At 57.2% G+C, this 25,747-nt stretch carries 25 protein-coding genes; 18 read left to right on the top strand and 7 right to left on the bottom strand.

Annotated elements, in window-relative coordinates; genetic code table 11:
• Positions 1-29 precede the first annotated feature (29 nt).
• Positions 30-440 carry a hypothetical protein gene (locus HNP49_RS06280; protein ID WP_184681595.1) on the top strand — a complete coding sequence of 137 codons (411 nt, stop codon included), beginning with the start codon at positions 30-32 and terminating at the stop codon, positions 438-440.
• 129 nt (positions 441-569) lie between these two features.
• Positions 570-2,075, top strand: coding sequence for a diguanylate cyclase (locus HNP49_RS06275; RefSeq protein WP_184681593.1), 1,506 nt, complete (start codon positions 570-572; stop codon positions 2,073-2,075).
• A gap of 234 nt (positions 2,076-2,309) precedes the next feature.
• On the opposite strand, the gene HNP49_RS06270 is transcribed toward HNP49_RS06275, so the two are convergent.
• Positions 2,310-2,783 (bottom strand): hypothetical protein, encoded by a 474-nt coding sequence (locus HNP49_RS06270; protein ID WP_184681590.1) that lies wholly within the window; start codon positions 2,781-2,783, stop codon positions 2,310-2,312.
• A 173-nt stretch (positions 2,784-2,956) separates the two neighbouring features.
• Between HNP49_RS06270 and HNP49_RS06265 the strand changes: the two genes are divergently transcribed.
• Together HNP49_RS06265 and HNP49_RS06260 are read left to right on the top strand one after the other, a co-directional pair.
• Positions 2,957-3,319: a hypothetical protein gene (locus HNP49_RS06265; protein ID WP_184681588.1), complete on the top strand. Its 363-nt coding sequence runs from the start codon at positions 2,957-2,959 to the stop codon at positions 3,317-3,319.
• Positions 3,316-4,863: a relaxase/mobilization nuclease domain-containing protein gene (locus HNP49_RS06260; protein WP_184681586.1), complete on the top strand. Its 1,548-nt coding sequence runs from the start codon at positions 3,316-3,318 to the stop codon at positions 4,861-4,863. Before HNP49_RS06265 ends, HNP49_RS06260 begins: the two co-directional genes overlap by 4 nt.
• Positions 4,864-5,939: 1,076 nt before the next feature.
• On the opposite strand, the gene HNP49_RS06255 is transcribed toward HNP49_RS06260, so the two are convergent.
• Complete coding sequence (locus HNP49_RS06255) at positions 5,940-6,140, bottom strand: helix-turn-helix domain-containing protein (RefSeq protein ID WP_184681584.1); 201 nt, start codon at positions 6,138-6,140, stop codon at positions 5,940-5,942.
• Positions 6,141-6,651: 511 nt separating this feature from the next.
• Complete coding sequence (locus HNP49_RS06250; protein ID WP_184681582.1) at positions 6,652-7,881, bottom strand: site-specific integrase; 1,230 nt, start codon at positions 7,879-7,881, stop codon at positions 6,652-6,654.
• A 286-nt stretch (positions 7,882-8,167) separates the two neighbouring features.
• On the opposite strand from HNP49_RS06250, the gene HNP49_RS06245 reads away from it, so the two are divergent.
• The gene (locus HNP49_RS06245) at positions 8,168-9,511 is read left to right on the top strand and encodes a glutamine synthetase family protein (protein ID WP_184681580.1); all 1,344 of its coding nucleotides are present in this window, start codon (positions 8,168-8,170) and stop codon (positions 9,509-9,511) included.
• A 37-nt stretch (positions 9,512-9,548) separates the two neighbouring features.
• Here HNP49_RS06245 and HNP49_RS06240 read toward each other — a convergent pair whose 3' ends face one another.
• From HNP49_RS06240 to flgA, 4 genes are all read right to left on the bottom strand, one after another.
• Positions 9,549-10,289 (bottom strand): flagellar regulator YcgR PilZN domain-containing protein, encoded by a 741-nt coding sequence (locus HNP49_RS06240; RefSeq protein ID WP_311772075.1) that lies wholly within the window; start codon positions 10,287-10,289, stop codon positions 9,549-9,551.
• Positions 10,290-10,359: 70 nt separating this feature from the next.
• The gene (locus HNP49_RS06235; RefSeq protein ID WP_184681576.1) at positions 10,360-10,827 is read right to left on the bottom strand and encodes a flagella synthesis protein FlgN; all 468 of its coding nucleotides are present in this window, start codon (positions 10,825-10,827) and stop codon (positions 10,360-10,362) included.
• Between the two features lie 43 nt (positions 10,828-10,870).
• Complete coding sequence (flgM, locus tag HNP49_RS06230; RefSeq protein ID WP_184681574.1) at positions 10,871-11,197, bottom strand: flagellar biosynthesis anti-sigma factor FlgM; 327 nt, start codon at positions 11,195-11,197, stop codon at positions 10,871-10,873.
• Positions 11,198-11,322: 125 nt separating this feature from the next.
• Positions 11,323-12,072 carry a flagellar basal body P-ring formation chaperone FlgA gene (gene flgA, locus HNP49_RS06225; protein WP_184682508.1) on the bottom strand — a complete coding sequence of 250 codons (750 nt, stop codon included), beginning with the start codon at positions 12,070-12,072 and terminating at the stop codon, positions 11,323-11,325.
• Positions 12,073-12,153: 81 nt separating this feature from the next.
• Here flgA and HNP49_RS06220 point away from each other — a divergent pair, with 81 nt between their 5' ends.
• From HNP49_RS06220 to HNP49_RS06160, 13 genes are all read left to right on the top strand, one after another.
• Positions 12,154-13,086, top strand: a complete 933-nt coding sequence (locus tag HNP49_RS06220; RefSeq protein ID WP_095939198.1) for a chemotaxis protein CheV — start codon at positions 12,154-12,156, stop codon at positions 13,084-13,086.
• 45 nt (positions 13,087-13,131) lie between these two features.
• Entirely contained in the window at positions 13,132-13,956 is an 825-nt protein-coding gene (cheR, locus tag HNP49_RS06215; protein ID WP_184681573.1) for a protein-glutamate O-methyltransferase CheR, read from the top strand.
• A gap of 212 nt (positions 13,957-14,168) precedes the next feature.
• A complete protein-coding gene (gene flgB / locus HNP49_RS06210) occupies positions 14,169-14,573 on the top strand; it encodes a flagellar basal body rod protein FlgB (RefSeq protein ID WP_184681571.1) in 405 nt (134 codons plus the stop codon).
• A 12-nt stretch (positions 14,574-14,585) separates the two neighbouring features.
• The gene (flgC, locus tag HNP49_RS06205; protein WP_184681570.1) at positions 14,586-15,029 is read left to right on the top strand and encodes a flagellar basal body rod protein FlgC; all 444 of its coding nucleotides are present in this window, start codon (positions 14,586-14,588) and stop codon (positions 15,027-15,029) included.
• A gap of 20 nt (positions 15,030-15,049) precedes the next feature.
• A complete protein-coding gene (gene flgD / locus HNP49_RS06200) occupies positions 15,050-15,730 on the top strand; it encodes a flagellar hook assembly protein FlgD (RefSeq protein WP_184681568.1) in 681 nt (226 codons plus the stop codon).
• A 27-nt stretch (positions 15,731-15,757) separates the two neighbouring features.
• The gene (gene flgE / locus HNP49_RS06195) at positions 15,758-17,065 is read left to right on the top strand and encodes a flagellar hook protein FlgE (RefSeq protein WP_184681567.1); all 1,308 of its coding nucleotides are present in this window, start codon (positions 15,758-15,760) and stop codon (positions 17,063-17,065) included.
• 189 nt (positions 17,066-17,254) lie between these two features.
• A complete protein-coding gene (locus tag HNP49_RS06190) occupies positions 17,255-17,995 on the top strand; it encodes a flagellar basal body rod protein FlgF (RefSeq protein ID WP_184681565.1) in 741 nt (246 codons plus the stop codon).
• A gap of 46 nt (positions 17,996-18,041) precedes the next feature.
• Entirely contained in the window at positions 18,042-18,827 is a 786-nt protein-coding gene (gene flgG / locus HNP49_RS06185; protein ID WP_184681564.1) for a flagellar basal-body rod protein FlgG, read from the top strand.
• A gap of 30 nt (positions 18,828-18,857) precedes the next feature.
• A complete protein-coding gene (gene flgH / locus HNP49_RS06180; RefSeq protein WP_184681562.1) occupies positions 18,858-19,571 on the top strand; it encodes a flagellar basal body L-ring protein FlgH in 714 nt (237 codons plus the stop codon).
• 13 nt (positions 19,572-19,584) lie between these two features.
• Positions 19,585-20,724 carry a flagellar basal body P-ring protein FlgI gene (locus HNP49_RS06175; RefSeq protein WP_184681561.1) on the top strand — a complete coding sequence of 380 codons (1,140 nt, stop codon included), beginning with the start codon at positions 19,585-19,587 and terminating at the stop codon, positions 20,722-20,724.
• A gap of 10 nt (positions 20,725-20,734) precedes the next feature.
• On the top strand, positions 20,735-21,928 hold the full coding sequence (flgJ, locus tag HNP49_RS06170) for a flagellar assembly peptidoglycan hydrolase FlgJ (protein ID WP_184681559.1): 1,194 nt from the start codon (positions 20,735-20,737) through the stop codon (positions 21,926-21,928).
• 8 nt (positions 21,929-21,936) lie between these two features.
• Positions 21,937-24,033, top strand: a complete 2,097-nt coding sequence (gene flgK / locus HNP49_RS06165) for a flagellar hook-associated protein FlgK (protein ID WP_184681558.1) — start codon at positions 21,937-21,939, stop codon at positions 24,031-24,033.
• Between the two features lie 11 nt (positions 24,034-24,044).
• A complete protein-coding gene (locus HNP49_RS06160; RefSeq protein WP_260407080.1) occupies positions 24,045-25,718 on the top strand; it encodes a flagellar hook-associated protein 3 in 1,674 nt (557 codons plus the stop codon).
• Positions 25,719-25,747 lie beyond the last annotated feature (29 nt).

Genomic DNA, 25,747 nt, shown 5'->3' with positions numbered 1-25,747 from the left:
TGGAGCGAGACTCATCAGTGGAGGAGCACTTGAATGCCTTACACTCCCGTTATTTGCAGTCTGATGCGCGCCGGATGGTACTCGGAACTGGTCTGGTTCTGACGTTGGTCAGTATTGGTCTGTATGCCATTTTCAACTGGCTTTTCGGTATCGGTGCGACCAGGCCCAGCCTCGTTCTATTCGCAGGGATTGGCGCGCTATTTCTTGTGGCGGGCATAGCTGTGATGCAGGCGCACGCTGAAAACCGCTCCTGCCGTGCCGAGGTGCTCAAGATTTTGCAGGAGCTGGAGATGTCAGGATTCAAACTCTATCTCTCTACTTCTGGTCGAATTGTCATATCCGAGAAACCCCAGCACGACCAATACCACCTGTTTCCTTTCTCCGCCTCACAGTGGAGCGATAGCAGTCGGTGGGCTCTGCAATTTTGGAATGGTAAGTAACAGTCCCGCCGAAGTGATTTCTAGCGACTCGGCTATTTGTGTTGATCAAACCCATCTCGCAAGTGAGTTCATGCCAGCACTGGCCAAACGCCATCATCGAGATGGCACCGAATTTCGCCGGAAAGGATCATGTCAGTGGGCTTAGTACTTGAAGTAGATGAAGCGAGGCGAGTAGATCAATTCCGACGTTTTACGCGCCTGATGGCGGGCGTGGTCATGGGCATCGCTCTGGCGGTATTGATCGGCTGGCAATTTGATCTTCCTATACTGACGCGAGTGCTACCCATTTGGGTGGTCATGGTGCCAAATACCTCCGTGGGTTTGGCTGTGCTTAGCGCAGGCCTGTGGTGCTCAAGCCTCAAACCGTCGACAAGTCTTCTATTGCTTGTGCGTCTGACCGGAGGAGTGGGGATACTGCTGGGTGGCCTGACCCTCTTGGAGTATTTCGCCCAGATCGATATTGGCCTCGACCTACTGCTCCCCTTCGAGCACCAGCAAAGCCTGAGCATGAAATTTCCAGGGCGTATGGCTTTCGCAACGGCGCTGTGTCTGTTGTTGTGTGGTATGGCTCTGGTGCTGCGAAATAGCCCCCGACTGTCACAGATGTGCTCAGTAACCAGTCTGTTCATCTCGCTCATGGCGATCATCGGCTACTGCTTCGGTGTCAGTGCACTTTACTCAGTCGGTATGTACAGCGTCGTCGCTGCACACACAGCCTTGGCCCTGCTCCTACTCAGCGCCGGACAGCTCGCCAGTCTGCCAAATTCCAAGCTGATCGAACTACTCACTGCCAAATCGGCGGGCGGAACTATTGCCAGAAGCCTGCTGCTACGTATCCCACTCATTGTTTTGGGAATCGGCAGCATCCTGTTGGTTGGAGAACAACTGGGCTACTACGAAGGCCGCTTTAGCTTGGCGCTAATGGCAACTTTGAGCATCAGCACCCTGGTCGCAGTCATTCTTCAGATCGCCGGAAAACTGCACCACATAGATCATGCTCGCGAGTACTCACAGCAATCCTTGGCTGCACTGAATACACAGCTTGAGCAGCGCGTAATTGAGCGCACCGCCGAACTAAAAACAGCCAACGCCAAACTGACCAAAGAAGTCGAGCTACGGATAGAGATCGAAGATGAGTCGCGCCGACTATCACTGACCGACGAGCTGACTGGACTGCACAACCGCCGTAGCTTTTTCCTGCTTGCAGAGCAGATGCTGCGCAACTCCCGCCGCAACGGACTCCCCTGCCTGTTGTTCTTTGTAGATCTGGATGGCCTGAAGAAGATCAATGATGCTCATGGTCATGAAGCAGGCGATCTCGCGATTATGGCCTGCGCCCAGGTACTCAAGGCCGCGTTCCGAGAGAACGATGTTGTAGCCAGGATTGGGGGCGATGAATTCGTCGCTCTGGCGGTGGATATCTGCGAGCCAACAGAACTCATTTCTGAGCGTATCCGTACCCTGGTTGATGAGTTCAACAACAGCGATCATTGCCGCTATCCCATCGGGCTTAGCATTGGAGCTATCTGCTGTTCGCCTCAGGAGCTAAAGCCGCTGGCTGAGTTGCTGGCTAATGCGGATGCTCTGATGTACGCGGATAAGCAGCAGCGCAAACAGGCAAGACAAACGACATGACTATGAGTCCAAGCTGAATTGGACTGGCTTCCCTTGAGACTAAATGACTGCTTTTGGCCGGTTCCTGCCTGTCGCGACAGGCGCCTCCCGGCCAAAAGCTGCCGGCTACTAGGACAGAATTGGCCCAATCCAGGTGAACTCAATCTGGTAGATCATGCGAAGTTGAGGCGAGATAGCAATCCCAACTCCTGTGCAGTACTTGCAGGAGCTCGCTTTTTCGGGCTGCAGGCCCGGCTATAGCGCTAGGCCGCTGTTGCTAGTGCGTTCGTGCTTACCGTGCGTAGGGCCTCCGTGGTCGCACCCGAGCAGTTTCCGAACGGAGGCCACGATACCGCGCATTAGTCGCTGCCAATCGCTTTGCTCTACCAGTTGGGCGGTAACCACTTGCCCACCTGGTAGCTCCACCTCAATCGATTCGGCTGGCGACTTGCTGCACAGGCGACGAAATATCTCGCGGCGATCCTCGGGCGGCAGCTCGTTGTCTTTCAACAGGTAGTACGAGCCCCGTAGATTAAGCCCGCTGTCGCGCTCCTCGACATCGAGGCTGCCTACTTTGACTCTCCCTCTCTGCAGGTCTTCCGCCAGCGCTGCGCGCACCAGGCTTTCAAAAAGCGATCCATCGTCCAGGCCGTAAACGTCCTCAATTTTTTTTAATAGTTCTAGCTCATCTACGGATGGTCTTAATAACTTGTCAGCGGTAACTTTCATATATCACCTATAGTTGTTGTATTTTTCCCTTGTCTTGCATTTGTAGTTTTGACAATGAGCATGCTCATTTGCAAGCATAAATAGTACTGGAGCCAGGGCTAACTCGATTGCATCGAGTTCCTCACTTTGTTCGCCTGGTTTATTCGCTGTGCTCATAAATAAAAGAATAAAAAATGAAAGCAAAGAGAAAACCTGGGCCAATACCAAGGCCCAAAGATAAAAAGAAACTTAGGCGTATATCGGTATTCTTCACCGAGTCTGATTATCAGCAGATCGAAAAGAAGGCCGGCAGCATATCTGCGATGCCTGCATATATCCGCGCATCGGCGCTCAAGTCCAAGCCTGCGCCAGTGCCTGCGAAGATACCTGCGGTAAATCTGGAAGCCTGGGTCGCCTCTTCAGGGCTTCAAAATAACCTCAATCAGCTTGTCAGGCTGATACACGCGCAAGGCATTAGCAATGCCGAGATCGAAACTGCTAGGGAGCTTGTAGCCGGCTTGCGGGCCGCACTGCTTACAACAGGTGGCGCGGTATGAAAGGAATGCAAAAGATAAAGCGCGGATCAGGATTTAGAGGCGTTATTAGCTACGCCTTGGGAAACGACAATGGCGAATTTGAGGGGAAAATAATCGGTGGCAATATGTCCGGAGTCGATGTCGGCAGTTTAAGTGCTGAATTTACAGTGTCCAGGAAATTAAAGCCGTTAGTCGAAAGGCCAGTTTGGCACAACAGTTTGCGCCTGCCTGCAGGCGACAATCTGGACGCTGAAAATTGGTGCCGAATCGCTGATGACTACATGCAGCGCATGGGGTTTAGTGAATTTCACCAGCGCGTTTATATTCTACATGACGAGCCGGAAGGTCAGCACATACACATAATTGCAAGCCGCATTGCCCTAGATGATCATTTGTATTTAGGGAAAAACGAAAATCTTATATCGACAAAACACATTCAGGCCCTAGAGTTCGAGCACGGACTAACAATAACAAAAGGGCCAATTGTTAAAGATGGCCGTGTTATTGCTGCCGATATTGTCAGGCCTAAGTCTGGCGAGGTTGGGAAGTATGAGCGAACCGGAGAGCAGCCGGAGCGGTATCAACTAATACAGATAATCGACCTGGCATTAGAAGACAAACCGACAGCAAGAGAATTTGCCGAGCGCTTGGCACTTGCTGGCGTCGAGACTCGCGCCAATTTCAGTGGAGATAAGCTCAACGGGTTTAGCTTTAGTTTAAATGGCGTGCCGTTCAAGGGCAGCCAGTTGGGAAAGAATTACACAGGGAGAGCACTTTACGAACGAGGTTTAACGTATGAACAAGATAGAGACTATGCGCGTCTTAAATCACTCACAGAGCCAGTTGGAAATAGTCCGAGCAGCCGGGCAGATGCAGCAAACTCTGCACGTCCTAGAGGCGCTATTGTCGGAGCAGAATTTACGACAAGCGCTGTCGATTATTCCCCAGGAGGCGGCGGGTTTATTTCGTGCGGAGATACAGCAGACGTTGACGGACGTTCTCAGCGTGCAGTGCCAGCTGCAGCAGACGCTGCAGGGGCTAGAAACCCTGCTGGCGCAAGTTCCCAAGTCGGCACCGGCACAGCCGGCCAAGCCGAAGGGGAAACCGTACAACGTGTCGAGGCGCATCGAGCACCTAGCGCAGGGTTTGGCGCGGTTGGAGACAATCACTGCCGCGGGGATGATTTTTTGCGCGCTGCCTGGCCTGGCAGCCGTGGCCCTATTGCTGCTGCGTTAGCCGAGCTGTCCGCGAGCATACGCCGCGCTATCCAAGGCGGCAGCGGCAACAGCCTGATTATGCATCTGCTGGCGAACTCGGCTCGGTTTATCCGTGATAGCCGCGCCACGCGTCGCGAGAGTCCGTCCAGGCCGGTACAGCAGCCCCCCAAAGCCCCTTCACAGGTGTTACAGGGCGCGGAGCTAGATGTGGCTCTCCAGGCATTGGAGCACGCGACGAGTCGCGTGCAGGCATACCGACAGGCGCTGGAGCAACGCGATTGCGCCGAGCTTGATGCAGCCAGGCAGAGGCGGAAAAAATGGGAGGTTTCGGTAGAGAGTGGCTATTGAATGCTGGGAGAGCGTGAGGTGCTCTGGGGCGAGGCGAAAAAACGCGGTACTGAGGCGCAGCCTCAAGCTGCCACACAAACAACAAGTCGCGACTTGCGACATGCCCACATGGTCGGGGCGAGGGGGGCGGGCGAAAAACCCTAATACCCTTGTAATTTCCTAGTGCGGCAGGTTTGAGAATATTGTGCCCACCGTTTCTGTATCTTGGTATAGATCCAAGACGTACTGCATTCGCCGTTACAGTTCAGTCTGGAATTGTGAGTGATTGGCCTCTTGGCAAATTTTCATAAATTTCATCTTATTGTGCTGGAATTTCCTAACGTCATCGTGTTGGTTCATTCCATAAGCTTTCAGTGCACTATGCAGATTGCGGATCATTTCTACATTTTTTTGGTGTGCTTGCTCTCTGTTTTTTTCATCTTAGACCTTTCTTAAGGGTGGTTTTTTGTTGTGGGTATGGTGTCTGTGCTTGCGTGTTTTTCCATCTGAGGAGCGCCATTCATAACGTATATGCTTGGCAGATATTAAAAGGTGTTCGGAAAATGTACTGGGTTGTTTTTCATTTAAGTATGGGTTTTGTACCATAATTTAAAAGGTAACGCAGGATTTGCGTGTCCTGCGTTCTATTTTTGTTCCGCTGGTGTGGAATAAGTGAACAGGTTAATTTACTTGATGATCTCTGGTAGGGGGTGTAGCGGTGCGGATCTTGGGTAAATTTCGAGATCTTTCCCAATGCATTCATCTATCGGAAGCCAACTTAAAGCATAGAGAGAGCACCTAGAGCCAGTTTTGCTAAAGTGGCTAACTCTGCTCATGACAATCCATTTTCCATCAATTAGCTCGCGTAAAGCCTTTTGTAGGGTTGAGGGTGAGCCGATGCCCCAGCGCTTCGCAATTGTTCGAGTTGCAACCAGGTCTCCATTGTTGTTTCCGTTATATTGAACCATCAGCTCTCCTAGAACTACTCTTGCAGTAAAGCTCAATGAGCGGTGTTGCTCTGATTGCACAAGTCGTCTTTCTAGCTTAAAAAATGGAGCGGAGGACTTTTTGTTTTTTCTAGACATGTTACCTCCTGATTATCTTGAGTTTCGTTCTGCAATTTTGTTTATCCATGACGCAAGGTTTTTGGTCAGGATCAAGCGGCGACGTCCTGATTTGAATGACACGATTTCGCCTCTTGCTATTGCTTCGTAGATTGCGGATCGCGTATGGCCTGTGAGTCGTGCTGCTTCGTCTGGGCCGACTGCTAGGTTTGATGTGTTAAGTGACGTTTGCATATCCAGTCTCCAAGTGTGATTTGATATATCCAGTTGCGTTCAATGACTTATTTGGGCGCTCTGGCGGAGGCAAGATTATGACGGTCTATAGCTTGATGCAATCGTGGCTTAATGCCTTCAAATTGTTGTATTACCTTAATTAAGGTGCTGGGTGTCCTCGTGTTTTTGTAATACATTAATTGGGGTTTATGAATGCCCTCTTTTTGTAATACGTTAATCGAGGTTGAGTTTTTTTGATGTTCCGCTCTGCCGGAGTTTCAATATCTGACTGATGGCGACGGCATAATGGTGTTGGGGGGCTTTGTAGAAGGCGGTAGATGCGCTTAGGTTGGCCAGGCGGTGTTTGGTGCAACCACAATCGGCTTATTGTTTAGGGAGTCCCTGGATTTCTGGATGATTTAGCCGGCAGGGGTCGGCAAGGATCCGTGTGAAACAAGCTACAGCCGGAAAGCCGCTGGCTTGTTTGGAGTTTCCCTAGAGCTCGGATCGAGGCCGCCAAATCTCCCGCGTACTAGATAAGCTCCACAGCCGCTGCTTTGCTTTCCGGGGCAAGGTGGGCATAGCGCAGAGTCATCTTTATATCGCTGTGTCCCATCAGGTCGCGCACGGTATTGAGCGGTACGCCAGCCATAACTAGACGTGATGCGAAGTCGTGACGCATATCGTGCCAGCGGAAGTTCCTCACGCCCGCTGACTCTAGTAGCTCAAGCCAGGCTGTCTTCACGTCCGTCATGCGTCTGCCATCCGTGCCAGGAAAGACGTAACTGCCGTTACTGCCGAGACTTTCGGGCGAGCGCTGTTCGTTCCAGCTCAACAGCGTGGCAAGAGCCTCTGCATTAAGCGGAATATGTCGAGTATTGGTGGACTTACTACCTTCGCCGGCAACGGTGAGGGTCTTGCTCTCCAGATTCATATCGAGCCATCGCAGGTTGAACAGCTCGCCTCGACGTAGGCCGGTGTTAAGCGAGAGGATGACCATAGGTTTCAGATGATCGGTAAATGTGATCAAACGCAGATCTGCCAGGAGCTCTCGTTTGCGCTTTGTACGCCACTTGTTAGCGCTGTCACGCTTTGCCCTCATGCCTTCCTCGCGTGCGTCCAGAGCCTCTCGTAGGGCCTTGGTTTCGTCCTTCGAGAGATAGCGTATGCGCCCATTTGAATCGGTTTTCAGGGTCTTCACCTTGCTCAGCGGAGAGATTTCCAGATAGCCCCAGTCCACGGCGCGACTTAAGACTCCTCTGAGACTACCTAGCTTGCGATTGGCGGTGGATGGCTTGTTGCCGCCAATCAGCCAGCTGGTACGGATCTGTTCAACGTCACGACCAGTGATCTCCACCAGTCGCTTGTCCATGATTGGTTCAAAGCTGGTGGATAGGGTGTTCGTGGTCTTCTTATGGCTGCTGTGCTGCGCCCTAAACCAGGGAAGATAGTTGTTGTCTATGAAGTCGCGAAGAGTGGGGGTTGCTGAGCCTTTGCGGCCTTGAGTGACGGCCAGGGGCTCGCCATGTTTACGGGCTTCGGTGAGGTATTGCAGCGCTTCTTCTTCGGCTTGGGCAAGGGTCATATTGCCGACGCGCCCCAAGGCCTTCTTGCGGCCACGTCCCCAAGTGACAACGAATGACTTCGCTCCGGCAGCGGTGACACGAACGAACAGGCCTGGTACGGCCGAATGATGTATCTCGTATTCCTTGCCGGTAACGGGAAGGCTGTTCAGTCTGCGAGGTGTCAGTTTCTCTTTCATGTTTTCATCATGGGTGCATGGTGGGTGCAAATATGACTATACTGCTCGGATATACCGGACACAACTGGACTTTAAGTTGTTGATTTATAAGGTAAGTAATTGATTTTATAGGGTGTTTTATGGCCCTCCTAAGGGGAAGGTTGGAGGTTCGACCCCTCTCTGGGACACCAGTTCCCCCTCCGTTGTCCATGTTCCCCGGCCCATCTTGGGGCATGCTTGATATTTCAAGCATCCGCTGCATATCGCTCTGAATTGCCGCGGATGCAGTCATTTCAAGGATTAGCAGATGTTGACTAGCACAGAGTTGGCCGCCTTACGCGAACAGTTGTCCGGGGTTGTCGAGATCGAATGCGTGACGGCGGACCTCAATGGCATCCCCCGTGGCAAGGTGATGACGGTCGAGAGCTTCCTTTCGGGGCGGCGTTTGCAGTTGGCGCGTGGAGTGCTGCTGCAGTGTGTGATGGGTGGTTACCCTGCGCCACGCTTCTATGGCAGCGATGATGGGGATCTGGTGCTCAATGCCGTGCCTGGCCAAGTGCATGTGCTGCCTTGGTCGAAGCCGCTGCGTGCCTTGGCCATTTGCGATGCGGATGAGTTGACCGGCCAGGGGTCCGGTCTGTCAACGCGCAATCTGCTGAAACGAGTTGTGGCGCGTTATCGGGCCAAAGGCCTGGAGCCTGTGGTCGCGACGGAGTTGGAGTTTTTCATTTTCGATCGCCATGGCGATCCACGGCAGCCATTCCAGCCGCCAGTAGGGGTCGATGGACGACGCGAGTCAGGTTTTTCTGCGTTCAGCGTCAGCTCGGGCAACGGGTTGCGGCCCTTTTTCGAGGATGTCTATCGCTGCATGGATGCTGTTGGCATACCGCGCGACACCTTCATGCATGAAATGGGTACCAGTCAGTTTGAGATTAATCTGATTCATGGCGAGCCGCTGCTGATTGCCGATCAGACTTTTCTGTTCAAGCATCTGCTGCGGGAGGTGGCGCTCCAGCACGATTTACTGGCCGTGTGCATGGCCAAGCCGCTGGCTCATACGGCTGGCAGCTCCATGCATATTCATCAGAGTGTGGTCGACCCGAAGGGGCAGAATATCTTTACGGCTGAGAACGGCGCTGCGACGCCTGCTTTCTATCAGTTCATTGCTGGCCAGCAGGCTTGCCTGGCAGGTTTTACCTTGCTGTTTGCGCCGAACATCAATTCGTTCCAGCGGCTTTGCAATCCCTACGCTTCGCCCAACAATGCCTGCTGGTCGTACGATAACCGTTCGGCTGGATTGCGTATTCCTGCCAGTGGCCCGGAAGCCCGGCGGGTAGAAAATCGCCTGCCGGGCGCCGATGCCAATCCTTATCTGGCGCTGGCCGCCAGCCTCGCGGCGGGTCTGCATGGACTGGAGCGGCAGTTGCAGCCATCCGAGCCAGTGACCGGAGAGGTCGAGGCGTCGCCGGAACTACTGTTGCCCGACAGTTTGCAGGAGGCGCTGCGTAGGCTGCGCGGCAGCCGTCAGGCGCGTGAGGCTTTTGGTGAAGAGTTCATTGACGGTTATCTGGCTTGCAAGGCGCTGGAACTGAGTGATTTTCTCGGGGAGATCACGCCCTGGGAGCGAAGAGTGCTTTCGACGCAGATTTGACCTGCATGCCGCGCCGGGATTGCCTGGCGCGGCGGTCTCAGTCGTCCAGCCCCGTGCGGCGTGCTTCGCGCTGCAGTTGATAGACGAAACGCTCAATGTGGCGCTGGTCAAGGCCGCCAACCTGGTGGAAGCGCACGCCGGCAAAGGTGGTGTTGACCTTGAGCTGGAAATCCAGGTGGCGCAGCTCAATGGCAACATTCAGTTTGCCGAAAGGCGTGGCAAAGTGCAGGCACTCGTACACCTGTCCAGTCTGCAGGCGATCACCCAGATTTCCTGGGAAACGTAGGCGGCAGCCAGTGGCAGAAATATCCAGCATCTGTCCGCGCACGGGCAGCCGGAGGTGCTTGCCGGACATTTCGACAGTGATTGCCTGGCCATGCTTGATGCTGGCGCGAAATGCATTGCGACGCTGGTGATAGGTGATTTCCCCGGGGATAGGAGTCCAGAAGCACCGGCTGCCTTCATGCTCTCCGGCTTTCGCTTGTGTACATTCCCAGGCGATACGCACTCCGTCGTGGTATCCCTCTACGTGAAAGCCTTCGCCGCTGTTCAGCAGTCGCTCTGCATCAGTGGGAAATATTTCATCCAGCGCAAGGCGACCGCGTTCGCGGTCAAGGTGAACGAGATAACTCTGAAAACGCTGACTGCGGCCTTCGAAAGTGACGACCAAGGCGTCATGGTTCTGCTCCAGCATGCGCAAGCTGGCGCAGACCTCCAGCGGTGTTTTGAGCACTTTAGGCGGTTGAGGACCATCATCCTCGGCAAAGGGGCTGGACACGCTGCGGACATCTCCCAGAAAGCTAAGGCCCCGTAGGCGAGGGGCCTGTTGGGGGCTTCTTAGTGCGTCGTCAGGCTTGGCTGATCGGTCTTTTGCTGGCGATTCTAGCTGCGCCGCCACGGCTATCATAGAGGCCTTGACCGTGACTGCCGCGAATAATGCTTAGCAGGCTGGATGTGCTGCTCTGATTGGCCTTGATAAGGCGACCGTTGCGAACATTGGCTTGCTGGCATTGCCCGATCAGTTCTGCCAAGTGCTTACTGTCCTGAAGCAACTGGTCACCGTTGGCGAGCAGATTGGCGTAATGCTTGAGGCCGTCGGCATTGGGGTTGAAGTTCGCCTCAATCAATAGCCGGCTGCGCTGCTGGCCATGTTGATCGAGGAGAGTGAGTAGGGGGAGCTTGTCGGCCAATAACTTTTCCAGGCTCTGCAGATCACGTGCTTGCAGGGCCTGATACTCGGCATCAATCAGCATCAGTAGCTGTTCGGCGTGGCCAATGTCATCGAGCAGTAGTTGATGCAGGGTATTGGTTGACATGGCTGCCTCGGGAAATAGGGCGTCACCCAGCGCAGCCAGGGGCTTAACGCTGGGATTCGAAGTCCAGAAGTTTGCTAGCAACTTTTTGGCTATCCACCACATAGCTACCATCGGCGATGGCCTGCTTGAGGCGGGCAACCTTTTCCTTGTCGATGCTCGGCAGGTCGCGCAGCTTGTCTGCAACTTTCTGCAGTTGTTGGGCCTCATTGCTCAACATGACGGATTCGCCACCTTTGTTGCTGATCTTCGGTTCAGCCTGAGGCTGCACCTGAGCCGCAGGGCCTTCAGCTCGTGCGCCATTCTGGTTGGCACCGGCTTTTCCTGCTTGGGCTGCGCCGTTGCCGATGGGCCTGTTGAAGTCGATGACCATGGTGTGAACCTCGAAGAATTGGACGCTTGCCATTGTTTCGGTCGCAGGCGGAAAAACTTTAGCGACAAGCTTCGTCAAAAATCAGTCTAAACAATTGGGTTGATTATGCATAACAAGATTCATGCCTACATGTTGACTTCAACCTGGCCAGGCCCTGTCACCCGTGCCTTGATGACCCTCTGCGAGCTCAAATTTCGCACGCGAATCTGTTCTCCGGGTGCTCCATCGGATAGCGCTTCTCCGGGCATTTTCACGCTCATGCTGTGGGTGCTGGCGCTGATCACCACCTGATCTCCCTTGCTGACAACGTCAGCCATTTCAACCATGTTGGGGGTCAGAGCCTGGTCTGCCAGCAGGGGGCGGGTGCTCTTGTTGCCGATCGCTTGTGTCAGTTCTGTCAGGTAGCCAGCATTTAGGGTGCCCACATCGCGCTCGGCCAGGTGCACGTCTGCTGCGTCCAGCAAGGTTTGCCGTTTTACCGGGCGGCTGGCGACAACTATCTGGCGGTATAGCTTGACCTGGGCGGGCACGAACACCGTCCATTGCATTGTGCTGTCGCAACGAACGCGCAGGCTGATGCGTCCAATGGGCTCGCTTGGACTTTCCAGTCGTATGCTCAGTGGCGTGTCGCAGGCTGCCAGGCGCAGTCGAGGGTCGAGGCGCTTGATCTCGATTAGAGGACGACCTTCGATGCTGCTTTGTTGCAAATATTCTCCGACCCGTTGCTCAAGAAAGCTCTGGCTGGCGCCGATAAGCATTTCGCTGGTGGTGAAGGCCGGGCTGGCAGCGATCGCATTCAGGGCCATGAGCGAGCTCAAGGCACCAGATAGCGCCAAGGCTGGCAGCCGACGGAAAACTGACGAATACTTTTTCATGAAGGTGAAAAAGCAAGCGGCGTGCCGCACTGCTACTCTCAATTGCGTGCAGACCATACATCCCCATTAAGGAGTCAGGGCATGGCCGGTATTTTGGACTCGGTTAACCAGCGTACCCAGCTGGTGGGGCAGAACCGTCTCGAACTGCTGCTGTTCCGCCTGGACAGCTCTCAGCTGTATGGCATCAATGTTTTCAAGGTCAAAGAAGTGCTGCAGTGTCCCAAACTCACCATCATGCCGAAGTCGAGTCCGGTGGTGCGTGGTGTGGCCAATATCCGTGGTGGCACCATTCCTATTCTTGACCTGTCGATGGCGACCGGACGGCGCGGACTGGATGACCTGAAGAACAGCTTCGTCATCATTACCGAGTACAACTCGAAGATTCAGGGATTTCTGGTTCAGTCGGTCGAGCGAATCGTCAACATGAACTGGGAAGAGATCCATCCGCCACCCAAGGGAACCGGACGCGAGCATTACCTGACGGCGGTGACGCGAGTCGACAAGCAGTTGGTGGAAATCATCGACGTGGAGAAAATCCTCGCCGAGGTTTCGCCGACAAACGAGGCCATTTCCGACGGTGTGGTTGATGTCGCCACACAGAGCAAGGCGGTATCCAAGCGCGTACTGATTTGCGACGACTCATCGGTGGCGCGCAAGCAGGTCGTGCGCTGCCTGGAGACAGTCGGAGTAGAGGTGGTGGCGCTCAACGATGGCCGAGAGGCATACAACTATCTGCTGAATATGGTGCAGGAGGGCAAGTCGCCGGAGCGTGAGTTGTTGATGTTGATCTCCGACATCGAGATGCCGGAAATGGACGGTTATACCCTCACAGCCGAGATTCGCAATGATCCGCGCATGCAGAAGCTGCATATCATCCTGCATACTTCGTTGTCTGGGGTGTTCAACCAGGCCATGGTCAAAAAAGTGGGTGCGGATGATTTCCTGGCCAAATTCAAACCTGATGAGTTGGCGGCGCGGGTAATTGATCGCATCAATGCCGTGGATGGGGGCTGAGATGGTTTTCTTGGCAGATAAAAGCAGTCGGGCGAGGCCTGAGTAGTGTCTGTAAACGCTGATTTTGAGCTGTTCCGCGTCTTTCTGGAGAAGGCCTGCGGCATCTTGCTGGGCAGCAACAAGCAGTATCTGGTGTCCAGTCGCCTGAACAAGCTGATGGAGCAGCAAGGCATCAAAACCTTGGGCGAGCTGGTTCAGCGCATGCAGGCTCAGCCACGTGGTGGTCTCAAGGAGCAGGTGGTCGATGCCATGACCACCAATGAGACGCTGTGGTTTCGTGACACCTATCCCTTCGAGGTGATGAAGGCGCGTGTTCTGCCGGAGCTGATCAAGGCCAACCCCGGCCAGCGTCTGCGCATCTGGTCGGCAGCCAGCTCCTCCGGTCAGGAGCCCTATTCACTGTCGATGACGCTGGATGAGTTCGAGAAGACCAATCTTGGTCAGCTCAAGGCTGGTGTACAGATTGTGGCCACTGATCTTTCCGGCTCCATGCTCAATGCAGCCAAGTCAGGTGAGTACGATAGTCTGGCGATGGGGCGTGGCTTGTCGCAGGAACGTCTGAATCGCTACTTTGATGCCAAGGGGCCTGGGCGCTGGGCGCTCAAGCCGGCGATCAAGAATCGCGTCGAATTCCGCGCGCTGAATTTGCTGGACAGCTATGCCAGTCTGGGCAAGTTCGATGTGGTGTTCTGCCGCAATGTGCTGATTTATTTCTCGGCCGAGGTTAAGAAGGACATCCTCACGCGGATTCATGCCACGTTGAAGCCGGGAGGCTATTTGTTCCTGGGGGCATCCGAAGCGCTCAATGGTTTGCCGGATCATTACCAGATGGTGCAGTGCAGCCCGGGGATCATCTACAAGGTCAAATGACTGCGGTCGCGCCATATGAAAACGGAAGGCTGAGCTTTCCGTTTTTTTTCGCCTGCGTTTTGACTGTCCTTGCCGGTAGGCGGATAAGGATTGCCGCTCGCCTTGCCGTGGAGGGTTATTTATTTTTTAAGTTGTTGAAATATAAGAGTAATTATATTTGGCATGGGCTTTGCTGAAGTCTTGCTGTCACCACAGATCGGCAGGTAACGGCCATGAGCATCAGCTTCGACAAAGCCCTAGGTATCCATGAGCAGGCGCTGAACTTTCGCGCCCAGCGTGCCGAAGTGCTGGCCAACAACATTGCCAATGCCGACACCCCCAATTTCAAGGCGCGCGATCTGGAGTTCTCGGCGGTGCTGGCCGAGCAGTCCCAGCAGCGTGATAGCGGTATGCGCATGCAGCGTACCCATGAGCAGCACTTTGCCCTAGAAGGCGTTGAAGTAGCCGATCCGGCCCTGCGCTTTCGCGGTGCCATGCATGCGTCGCTCGACCAGAACTCGGTGGATATGCAGCAGGAACAGGCGCGCTACGCGGAGAATGCGGTGCAGTTCCAGGCCAGCTTCACCTTCCTCAACAGCAAGTTCAAGGGCCTGATGGGCGCCTTGCGCGGCGAATAACGGAGAGCAGTCATGTCCTTGTCGAGCGTCTTCAACATCGCAGGAACCGGCATGAGTGCCCAGAGTACTCGCCTGAATACCATCTCCAGCAATATCGCCAACGCCGAGACCGTCTCGTCGAGCATCGATCAGACTTACCGGGCCCGCCATCCGGTCTTTGCCACGGTGTTCGATCAGGCAGCCAATGGTGATCGTGGCTCGCTGTTTGCCGAGCAGGACAATTCCGGTGCCGGGGTGCAGGTGCTGGGCGTGATCGAGGATCAGGCCAGCCTGATGCCGCGCTACGAGCCCAATCATCCAGCCGCCGATGCCAATGGTTATGTGTATTACCCCAACGTCAACGTGGTCGAAGAAATGGCAGACATGATCTCTGCCAGCCGGGCTTTCCAGACCAACGTGGAAATGATGAATACCGCCAAGCAGATGATGCAGCGTGTGCTGACGCTGGGTCAGTAAGCGCAAGGAGTTGAGCAGCCATGAGTATTAGTAGCGGCGTCAATGCCACCGGAAGTGTGCTTGATCAGTATCAGCTGAAAACGGAGACCAAGACTGACAAGGAACTGGGCAAGAACGAGTTCCTCAACCTGCTGGTGGCCCAGCTGAATAACCAGGATCCACTTTCTCCTCAGGAAAATGGCGAGTTCATTGCCCAGTTGGCGCAGTTCAGTCAGGTCGAAGGCATCGAGAAACTCAATACCAGCATGGAGTCGCTGTTGTCCGGCTACCAGTCATCTCAGGCTCTGCAGGCTTCGTCTCTGGTTGGGCGCAAGGTCATCGTGCCGACGGACAGGGCGCAAGTGGACACGGCGCAGACATTCAAGGCTACGGCAGTGCTACCCGCCAGCAGCCCCAATGTCTGGGTCAATGTCTATGACAACGGTGGCTCTGTGGTGAATCGAGTCAATCTGGGGCAGCAGTCCGCTGGCAATGTCAGCTTCATGTGGGATGGCAAGGACTCCAGCGGCAATACCTTGCCGCCAGGTGCTTACCGCTTCGAGGCGCAGGCTTCGATCAATGGTGAAAACAAGGCTTTGTCGACCATGCTGCCGGCAAACGTGGATAGCGTCACCCTGGGTCAGAATGGTGGCGAGCTCATGCTCAATCTGGCTGGACTTGGCAGCATCGGGCTGTCCAAGGTTCAGGTCATCGGTCAGTAAGCCGCTTGAACGGCTAAGGAGTTCATCATGGCTTTCAATATCGGTCTTAGCGGGCTGCGCGCCGCCACCAGTGACCTGAACGTGACAGGTAACAATATCTCCAACGCCGGGACCGTGGGCTTCAAACAGTCCCGCGCCGAGTTCGCCGACGTCTACGCGGCGTCGGTACTGGGCTCAGGCTCCAACCCGCAGGGCAGTGGTGTGCTCCTCGGAGATGTGTCGCAGCTGTTCAACCAGGGCAACATCAACTACACGCAGAATGCGTTGGACATGGCGATTAACGGCAATGGCTTCTTCGTCACCAGTAACAACGGTGATATCGGCTATACCCGCGCCGGCTACTTTGGCACGGACCGGGACGGCTACGTGGTGAACAACTTCGGCTATCGTCTGCAGGGTTATGCCGTGGATGCCAGTGGCAACCTGCAAAACGGTGTGGTCAGTGATCTGCAGATTCAGACTGCCAGCCAGGCACCGCAGGCGACCTCGACCATGGATCAGGTGTTCAACCTGAACTCCACCAATAGCGTGCCGGTGACGGCGCCATTCAATCCGGCTGATCCGACCAGCTACAACTCGTCGACCTCAACCAACGTCTATGACACGCAGGGCAACGCCCATGTACTGACCCAGTATTTCGTCAAGACGGGCCCCAATACCTGGAACATGAACGTGTTGATCGATGGTCGCAATCCCAATGATCCGACCCTGACCTCGCCTTTTGTGGCCAACCTGACCTACACCACGGCCGGGCAGCTGGATACGGCTGCGACCACCTCGGCGGACTTCACGGTCAATGCCGATGGCACCATTGACCTGACCAACTGGGTGCCGGCGGCGCCGGATAATGCTGTGCCGCCGGTATGGAGCTCCAATGGCGCGACGGCCAGTCCGACGGGCATCAATATCGATATCACCAAGGCGACCCAGTTCGCCAGTGCGTTTGCGGTCAGCAGTGTGTCGCAGAACGGCTATACCACTGGCACTTTGTCTGGTCTGGAAATCGATGACACCGGTATCGTTTTTGCCCGTTATACCAATGGGCAGTCGCTGATCCAGGGGCAGGTGGTGCTGGCCAACTTTGCCAACGTGCAGGGGCTCACGCCAGTGGGCAAGACCGCCTGGGTGCAGTCGTTCCAGTCCGGTGAGCCGGTAGTGGGTACGCCGCGCACCGGTACGCTGGGCGCATTACAGTCCGGCGCGCTGGAGGATTCCAACGTCGAGCTGTCGGACCAGCTGGTCAACCTGATCGTGGCGCAGCGCAACTACCAGGCCAACGCCAAGACGATCGAGACCGAAAGCGCCATTACCCAGACCATCCTCAATATCCGCTAATGAGGTTGCCGCCACCGGCAGGTGGCGGCAAATTCACCTTGCCGTTGCCGGCATGCGCTGGCCGGCAATATTCAATTCCATAAAATATCTTATTTAAAATCAATTGCTTGTGCTGATGCTTCGATGCTGGCACAGGCTTTGCTCATGTCTCTTTAACAGCACGGGGTTAGCCCCATTGCGGAGAGTGACATGGACAAGATGCTTTACCTCGCCATGAGCGGCGCCAGCCAGAACACCCTGGCTCAGCGTGCCCATGCCAACAACCTGGCCAACCTGTCGACCAGTGGTTTCCGTCGCGATTTTGAACAGGCGCGCTCCATGCCGCTGTTCGGTGACGGCTATCCGGCGCGGGTGTATGCCATGAGCGAGAGGCCGGCTACCGATTTCACGCCAGGCACTCTGCAGGAAACCGGTAACGAACTGGACGTGGCTATCGAGGGGCAGGGCTGGCTGGCCGTGCAAGCGCCTGATGGCAGCGAAGCCTATGTGCGTACTGCCAGCATGAAAATTGACGCCCTGGGTATGTTGCGTACCGGCAGCGGTTTGCCGGTGCTCGGCAACGCCGGGCCGATTGCCGTGCCGCCGCAGCAGCAGATCGAGATCGGCCAGGACGGCACCATCAGTATCCGTTCGCTGGGGGAGGCGCCGAACGTGGTGGCGCAGGTTGATCGGATCAAGATGGTCAATCCCGATCCCAAGAGCTTGGTCAAGGGCGAGGACGGCATGATCCGCCTGAAAGAGCCGGCAACCCAGCTGGCCGATGCGAATGTACGGCTGACCTCGGGCTTTCTGGAAAGCAGCAACGTCAATGCGGTCGCCGAGATGACCTCGATGCTCGCTCTGGCTCGCCAGTTTGAACTGCACGTGAAGATGATGCGCACAGCCGAGGACAACGCCTCGGCTGTGGCACGGGTCATGCAACTTAGCTAATCAGTAGAAGAGGGCGCCATGAACTTGGCGCCCGAGGAGAGCTGCGATGTTACCGGCACTGTGGGTCAGCAAAACGGGTCTGTCTGCCCAGGACATGAACCTGACGACCATTTCCAACAACCTGGCCAACGTTTCCACCACGGGTTTCAAACGTGATCGCGCCGAGTTCGAGGATCTGCTGTACCAGATCCGGCGTCAGCCCGGCGGACAGTCGACCCAGGACAGCGAGCTGCCGTCCGGACTGCAGCTGGGTACCGGTGTGCGTATCGTCGGTACGCAGAAGATCTTCACCGAAGGCAGTCTGCAGACCACCGAGCAGCCGCTGGACATGGCAATCAACGGTCGCGGCTTCTTTCAGGTACTGCTCCCGGATGGCACTACGTCCTATACCCGCGATGGCAGCTTCCATCTGAGTTCCGACGGTCAGTTGGTTACCTCCAACGGTTATGCGCTGGAGCCGGCCATCGTCATTCCGCCGGAAACTCAGAGCTTTACCGTGGGTGAAGACGGCACCGTGTCGGTTACCACCTTCGGTAATCCGACGCCACAAGTCGTGGGCAATATCCAGACCGCCGATTTCATCAATCCGGGCGGTCTGCAGGCCATCGGCAACAACCTGTTCCTGGAAACCGGCGCCAGCGGTGCGCCGCAAGTGGGTACCCCGGGTCTCACAGGGCTAGGCGTCGTGCTGCAGAACACGCTGGAGAACTCCAACGTCAGCGTGGTGGAGGAGCTGGTCAACATGATCACCACCCAGCGTGCTTATGAAATGAACTCCAAGGTGGTTTCCACCGCCGACCAGATGCTCTCGTTCATCACGCAGAACCTCTGAGTCTGATCCCGTCGCAGTGAGGTAAGGGACATGAAACGGCTGACACTTTGCTCCACGCTCCTGGGCGCCAGCCTGCTGGTGGGCTGTGTGGCACCGGCGCCGAAGCCGAATGATCCTTACTACGCGCCGGTGCTGCCGCGCACGCCACTGCCGGCGGCGCAGAACAACGGGGCGATCTTCCAGTCGGGATTCGGCATGGACCTGTACAACGACCGCAAGGCGTTCCGTGTCGGCGACATCATCACCATCACCCTCAACGAGAAGACCCAGGCCAGCAAGAACGCCAACTCGGCAATGGCCAAGGACAGCACGGCGAATATCGGCCTGACCTCGCTGTTCGGTGGCTCGGTATCGGTGGATAACCCGGATATCGGTCTCAATCCGATCAATGGCAGCAACCTCAGTCTGGGGGCGGAATACAACGCAACCCGTGAGACCGAAGGCGACAGCAAGGCCGGGCAGAGCAACAGCCTGACCGGCTCGATCACCGTCACCGTGTCCGATGTACTGCCCAACGGCATCCTCGCCGTGCGAGGCGAGAAATGGCTGACCCTGAATACCGGTGACGAACTGGTGCGTATCTCCGGGATGATCCGTTCAGACGATATCGCCACCGACAACACCGTGGCTTCGACCCGGGTAGCGGATGCGCGGATTACCTATTCCGGCACCGGTGCCTTCGCCGATGCCAGCCAGCCGGGTTGGCTGGATCGTTTCTTCATGAGCCCGCTGTGGCCGTTCTGAACAGGTGAAACTCATGAACAGACAACCCCGCGCCGATCAAGACGGCATCTCCTACAGCCTGGTGGCCGTGCTCTGCCTGCTGTGGTTGTTGTTGGCGCCCCCCGCCCATGCCGAGCGGCTTAAGGACATTGCCAGCATCCAGGGTGTGCGCAGCAACCAGCTGATCGGTTACGGACTGGTGGTCGGTCTCAATGGTACGGGTGACCAGACCACCCAGACGCCATTCACCCTGCAGACCTTCAACAACATGCTTGCGCAGTTCGGCATCAAGGTGCCGGCGGGTGGCAGCGTGCAGCTGAAGAACGTCGCCGCGGTGTCGATCCATGCCGACCTGCCGCCGTTTGCCAAGCCGGGTCAGCAGATCGACATCACCGTATCTGCCATCGGAAATGCCAAGAGCCTGCGCGGCGGCAGCCTGCTGATGACGCCGATGAAGGGGATCGACGGCAACATCTATGCGGTGGCCCAGGGCAATCTGGTGGTCGGTGGTTTCGATGCCGAGGGTAGCGATGGCTCGCGGATTACCGTCAACGTGCCGACGGCGGGGCGCATTCCGTCCGGCGCGACCGTCGAGCGCCCGGTGCCGAGTGGTTTCGAACAGGGCAATACCCTGACCCTCAACCTCAATCGCCCGGACTTCACTACGGCCAAGAATATCGTCGACAAGCTCAATGAACTGCTCGGTCCGGGTGTGGCCAGCGCCGTGGATGGCGGCTCGGTGCGGGTCAGTGCGCCGATTGAGGCCAGTCAGCGGGTCGATTACATGGCCATCCTGGAAAACCTGGAAGTCGATCCGGGCCAGGCGGCGGCCAAGGTCATCATCAATTCGCGCACCGGCACCATCGTCATCGGGCAGAACGTCAAGGTGTCGCCGGCCGCCGTAACCCACGGCAGTCTGACCGTGACCATCACCGAAGATCCGATCGTCAGCCAGCCGGAAGCGCTGTCGGGTGGGCAGACGGCCGTGGTGCCGCGCTCCAAGGTGGATGCGGTGCAGGAGGCCAAACCGATGTTCAAGTTCGGCCCCGGTACCACGCTGGATGAGATCGTGCGGGCGGTCAATCAGGTGGGCGCAGCGCCCTCGGACCTGATGGCCATTCTTGAAGCTTTGAAACAGGCCGGCGCCCTGCAAGCCGACCTGATCGTGATCTGAGGAGGCCAGCATGGATTCCCGTCTGATGGCTGGTATCGGTGGTGGTGTCGACTCCGGCGCCTATACCGATCTCAATCGCCTGAATCAGCTCAAGGTCGGCAAGGATCGTGACAGCGAGGGCAACCTGCGCAAGGTCGCCCAGGAATTCGAATCGCTGTTTCTCAATGAGATGATGAAAGCCATGCGCTCGGCCAATCAGGTATTTGCCGATGGCAACTTCATGAACAGCAAGGACACCCAGTTCTACGAAGGCATGCACGATCAGCAACTGGCGGTGACCCTGGCCAAGAATCAGGGCATGGGGTTGGCCGATGTGCTGGTACGGCAGATGTCGAAGATGAAACAGGCCGATAGCCGCCCCAATCCCTTTGCCCAGGTGGCGGCCACCCAGAAGGCCGTGTGGCCAGAGAAGGGCAGTGCGGCCGCAACGGTGTCCGATACGGCGCGTGACGACTCCAAGCTGCTCAACCAGCGGCGCCTGTCGTTGCCCAGCAAGCTGACTGACCGCCTTCTGGCCGGTATCGTGCCGCCAGCCGGTGAGACGACCGCAAATGTGGCGGCGCAACCGCTGAGTGGTGCCGACTGGGTGCCGGCGCAGGCGTTTGCCGCACCGCAGAGCAAGCCGCTCAACGTGGCTGGCAGCGATGCCATCAGTGGCCGGCGTATTGCCCAGCCGCCGCTGGCGCCGGGCAAGGCCGCCTTCGCCTCGCCAGAGGACTTCGTCGCCACCATGTTGCCCATGGCTGAAGAAGCGGCGCAAAGCCTCGGCATCGACCCACGCTATCTGGTGGCCCAGGCGGCGCTGGAAACCGGCTGGGGCAAGTCGATCATTCGTCAGCAGGATGGCTCGAGCAGCCACAACCTGTTCGGCATCAAGTCGCTGGGCGGTTGGGAAGGCGAGTCCGCGCGGGTGCTGACCACCGAGTACAAGGGTGGCAAGGCCGTCCGTGAGGCCGCGTCCTTCCGGGCCTACGAGTCGTTCGAACACAGCTTCAAGGACTACGTGAGCTTCCTCAAAGGCAACCAGCGTTATCAAGAGGCGCTGGAGAAGGCCGATAACAACCCCGAGGGCTTCGTGCGCGAATTGCAGCAGGCCGGTTATGCCACCGACCCGCAATACGCGCGCAAGATCTCCCAGATCGCCCGGCAGATGCAGGCCTACCAAGCGGTAGCCAGCGCTGATGCCGAGTCCACGCGCGGCTGAGGTGGCACATGGCTGATCTTCTGAACATTGGCCTGTCGGGCCTGTCGGTCAACAAGACCTCGCTGACCGTCACCGGCCACAACATCACCAACGTCAACACCGCGGGCTTTACCCGCCAGGAGACGGTGCAGGCCACCCGCGTGCCTCAGCAGTTCGGTGCTGGCTACATCGGCTCCGGAACCACGCTGACCGATGTGCGGCGTATCTATAACGAGTTTCTGACCACCCAGCTGCGCTCTGCCACGGCACTCAACAGCGATACCGACGCTTACCTGAGCCAGATCAACCAGCTCGACTCGTTGCTGGCCGGTAGCACCACCGGTGTGACGCCGGGGCTGCAGCGCTTCTTCGACGCCCTGCAGACGGCTGCCGAGGATCCGGCCAACATTCCGGCGCGGCAACTGGTGTTGTCCGAAGCGGAAGGCGTAGCCAAGCGCTTCAACACCATCTACGACCGCCTGTACGAACAGAACGGTTTCATCAACAAGCAGCTGTCGGCGGTCACCGATCAGGTCAACCAGCTGGCGGGTTCGATTGCCGGCTACAACGATGCGATTGCCATCGCCTCGGCCAACGGCCAGCAACCCAATGATCTGCTCGACGCCCGCGAAGAAGCGGTGCGCAAGCTGTCTGAGTTCATCGGTGTCACCGTGGTGCCGCAGGATGACAATACCTACAACCTGTTCATCGGCTCCGGTCAGCCGCTGGTGGTCAGCAATCAGGCCGCGAAGCTGCAGGTGGTTCCCGGCCTGGCCGATCCACTGCGCAGCGAGGTGCAGTTCGTCAGTGGCAACTCGGTACAGGGCGTCACCTCGCTGATCACCGGTGGCGAGATGGGCGGCTTGATTCGCTACCGCGAGGATGTGCTGGACGTCACCCTCAACTCGGTTGGGCGCCTGGCGATTTCCGTGGCCGATCAGGTCAATCGCCAGTTGGGCCAGGGTCTGGATCTCAATGGCCAGTTTGGCGAGGAGCTGTTTCGCTCGATCAATGATCCGGCACTGGTCAGCCAGCGCAGCCTGGCGCGTGTTGGCAACAGTGATACGTCGGCCAATCTCAATGTGCTGATCGAGGACAGCAGCCAGCTGAGCACCAGCGACTACGAAGTGACCTTCACCAGCGCAACCGAGTACACGGTGCGCCGGGTGTCGGATGGGCAGATGATTCAGCCGCTGTATGACGATGATGCCGACCCGAGCACGCCGTTGGTCACGGCGCCGGCGCCCTATGACATTGGCAGTGCCATTCCCCTGCAGTTCGACGGTTTCTCCCTCAATGTGGCTTCCGGCACCTTTGCCGCGGGTGATGTGTTCCGCATTACGCCTACGCGTAATGAAGGCAGCTACATGCGCATGGACATGACCCGCGCCGAGGAGCTGGCCTTCGCGTCGCCGCTCAAGCTGGTCAGCAACCCGAGCAACAGTGGCGGTGGCGTGCTCAGCCAGCCCAGCGTAACGACCGAGATCGACATCTACGACGCTACCGCCCAGGCCAATCTGGAAACCAGCCTGCGCAATGCGCCGCCCATGCGTATCGTCATGGGGGCAGCCGGTGGCGCCACGCAGAATTACGATGTGGTGGATATCAACGGTAACGTCTTGACCAGTGGCAGCTTCATTCCCGGCCAGAGCAATACCGTCAGCATCAGTGTGCCGGCCTCGGCAGGCCCGCCCTCGGTGCCCAGCACCTTCGACTTTCAGGTCACGATCAGCGGTCGTCCGGCGCAAGGTGACAACTTCACGGTATCGTTCAATGCCAATGGCGTGGCCGACAACCGTAACGCGCTGAAACTCACCGAACTGCAGAGTCGTGCGGTCATTGGTGTCAACCTGGCCGCGCCGGGCACAACCGGCTCCAGCTTTACCGATGCCTATGGCGATCTGGTCGAGCGGGTCGGCACCCTGACCAGCCAGGCGCGGGTGGATGGCGAGGCGACCAGCGCGATTCTCAAGCAGGCCACCGACAACCGCGACTCGATCTCCGGCGTCAGCCTGGATGAGGAGGCCGCCAAGCTGATTCAGTTCGAGCAGTATTACCAGGCTTCGGCGCAGATCATCCAGGTCGCCCGCAGTCTGTTTGATACTCTGATCAATACCTTCAATTAAGGTGCGCCATCATGGTCATGCGCATATCCAGTCTGCAGGCATTCAACAACGGCGTTAACGGCCTGCAGCGCAACTACGCCAGCGTTACCCGCACCCAGGAGCAGATCAGCAGTGGTAAGCGCATCCTTACCCCGGCCGACGACCCGGTGGCATCGGTGCGCCTGTTGCAGCTGGATCAGCAGGAAGCCTTGTTGTCGCAGTACAAGGACAATCTCACCGCGGCGAAAAATAGCCTGACCCAGGAAGAAACGACCCTCAACTCGGTGGTTAACGTCCTGCAACGCATCCGTGAGCTGACCGTTCAGGCCGGTGGTGGCGCGTTGTCTGGCGAGGATCGCAAGTCGATTGCCAAGGAACTGGGTGAGCGTGAGAACGAGCTGCTCAACCTGATGAACAGCCGTAATGCCCAGGGTGATTACCTGTTTTCCGGCTACCTGGGCAAGACCCAGCCGTTCCTGCGCAATCCCGATGGCACCTACAGCTATCAGGGCGACGAGGGGCAGCGCAGCCTGCAGGTGGCCAACTCGACGACGGTGGCGATCAACGACAATGGCCAGCGCCTGTTCGAGAATGTCACCAACGCCAATCGCACGGAAAATTTCGCCGGTATCGACAACGCGGCGCTGCCCACGCCGCCACTGCCGGCTACCACCATCCCGGCCCGCGCCGCCGGCACCGAGCGGGTGTTCATGTCGCCGGGGCTGGTTCAGGATTCCGATGTCTACCGGGCCGACTTTCAGGCCGGTGAGCCCTATTCGCTGGCCTTTGTCAGCGGTACCGAGTTCCGCATCTACGATGCAGCCGGCACCGATGTGACAGCCGAGGCCACAGGCGGCGGGCAGATCGATCCATTGGTCAGTGGTGGCAATGTCATCAATTTCCGCGGCATGCGCTTCCAGCTGGATGTGGTGTTGCAGCAAGGCGATAACGCCCTCGATCTGGACGGGCTGCTGGCCGATACGGCCACGCCAGGGGTGCCGGGCATCAATACCCACACCTTTACCTTGCAGTCGTCGCCCACTGATTTTGCGCTGATCCGCGGCGGAGCCAATACGTCGACGGCCTTGCTCACCGCGGGCACCGTCAGCAACCAGGCAACCTTCGACGCGCAGTTCCCGGTGTCCGGGTTGCTGCTGCGCTTTACCAGTGCCAGCAACTATGACGTCTATGCCCAGCCGGTTGGTGCAGGCAGTACCCCGGTTGCCAGCGGTGCGCTGGCCGGGGCCTTCCCGGAAACCATCAGCCTGTATGGCGCCGATTTCACCATCAGCAGCTTTGCAGCGGCTGGGGATGAGTTCAGTGTGCAGGCCATTTCTCCCGAGCAGCGCAGCATCCTCAATACCATCTCGCGCCTGCGTCAGGCACTGGAATCGGCTCCGGCCGGCTCGGCGGGCAACCTGCTGGTTCGCGATGAGGTCAGTATCGCCCTGAGCAACCTGGACAATGGCATGGGGCAGGTGTTGGAAGTGCAGACCGAGATCGGCGCACGCCTGAATCTGGTCGAGTCCACGGCCAATGACAACGAGGATGTGACGCTGGTCAACAAGGCCACTCAGGCCGAGCTGGGTGAGCTGGATTACGCCGAGGCGCTGTCGCGGCTGTCGTTCCAGACCATCGTGCTGGAGGCGGCGCAACAGAGCTACGTCAAGATTGCCGGTCTCAACCTGTTCAACCAGCTGCGCTGATGTGCGGCTGGCCTGCTAATTGCCTGTCA

This window comes from Pseudomonas fluvialis, from assembly GCF_014207935.1.
Lineage (GTDB): Bacteria > Pseudomonadota > Gammaproteobacteria > Pseudomonadales > Pseudomonadaceae > Aquipseudomonas > Aquipseudomonas fluvialis_A.
Note: the sequence above shows the minus strand (reverse complement) of the source record. Positions and strands in the feature narration are given on the sequence as shown.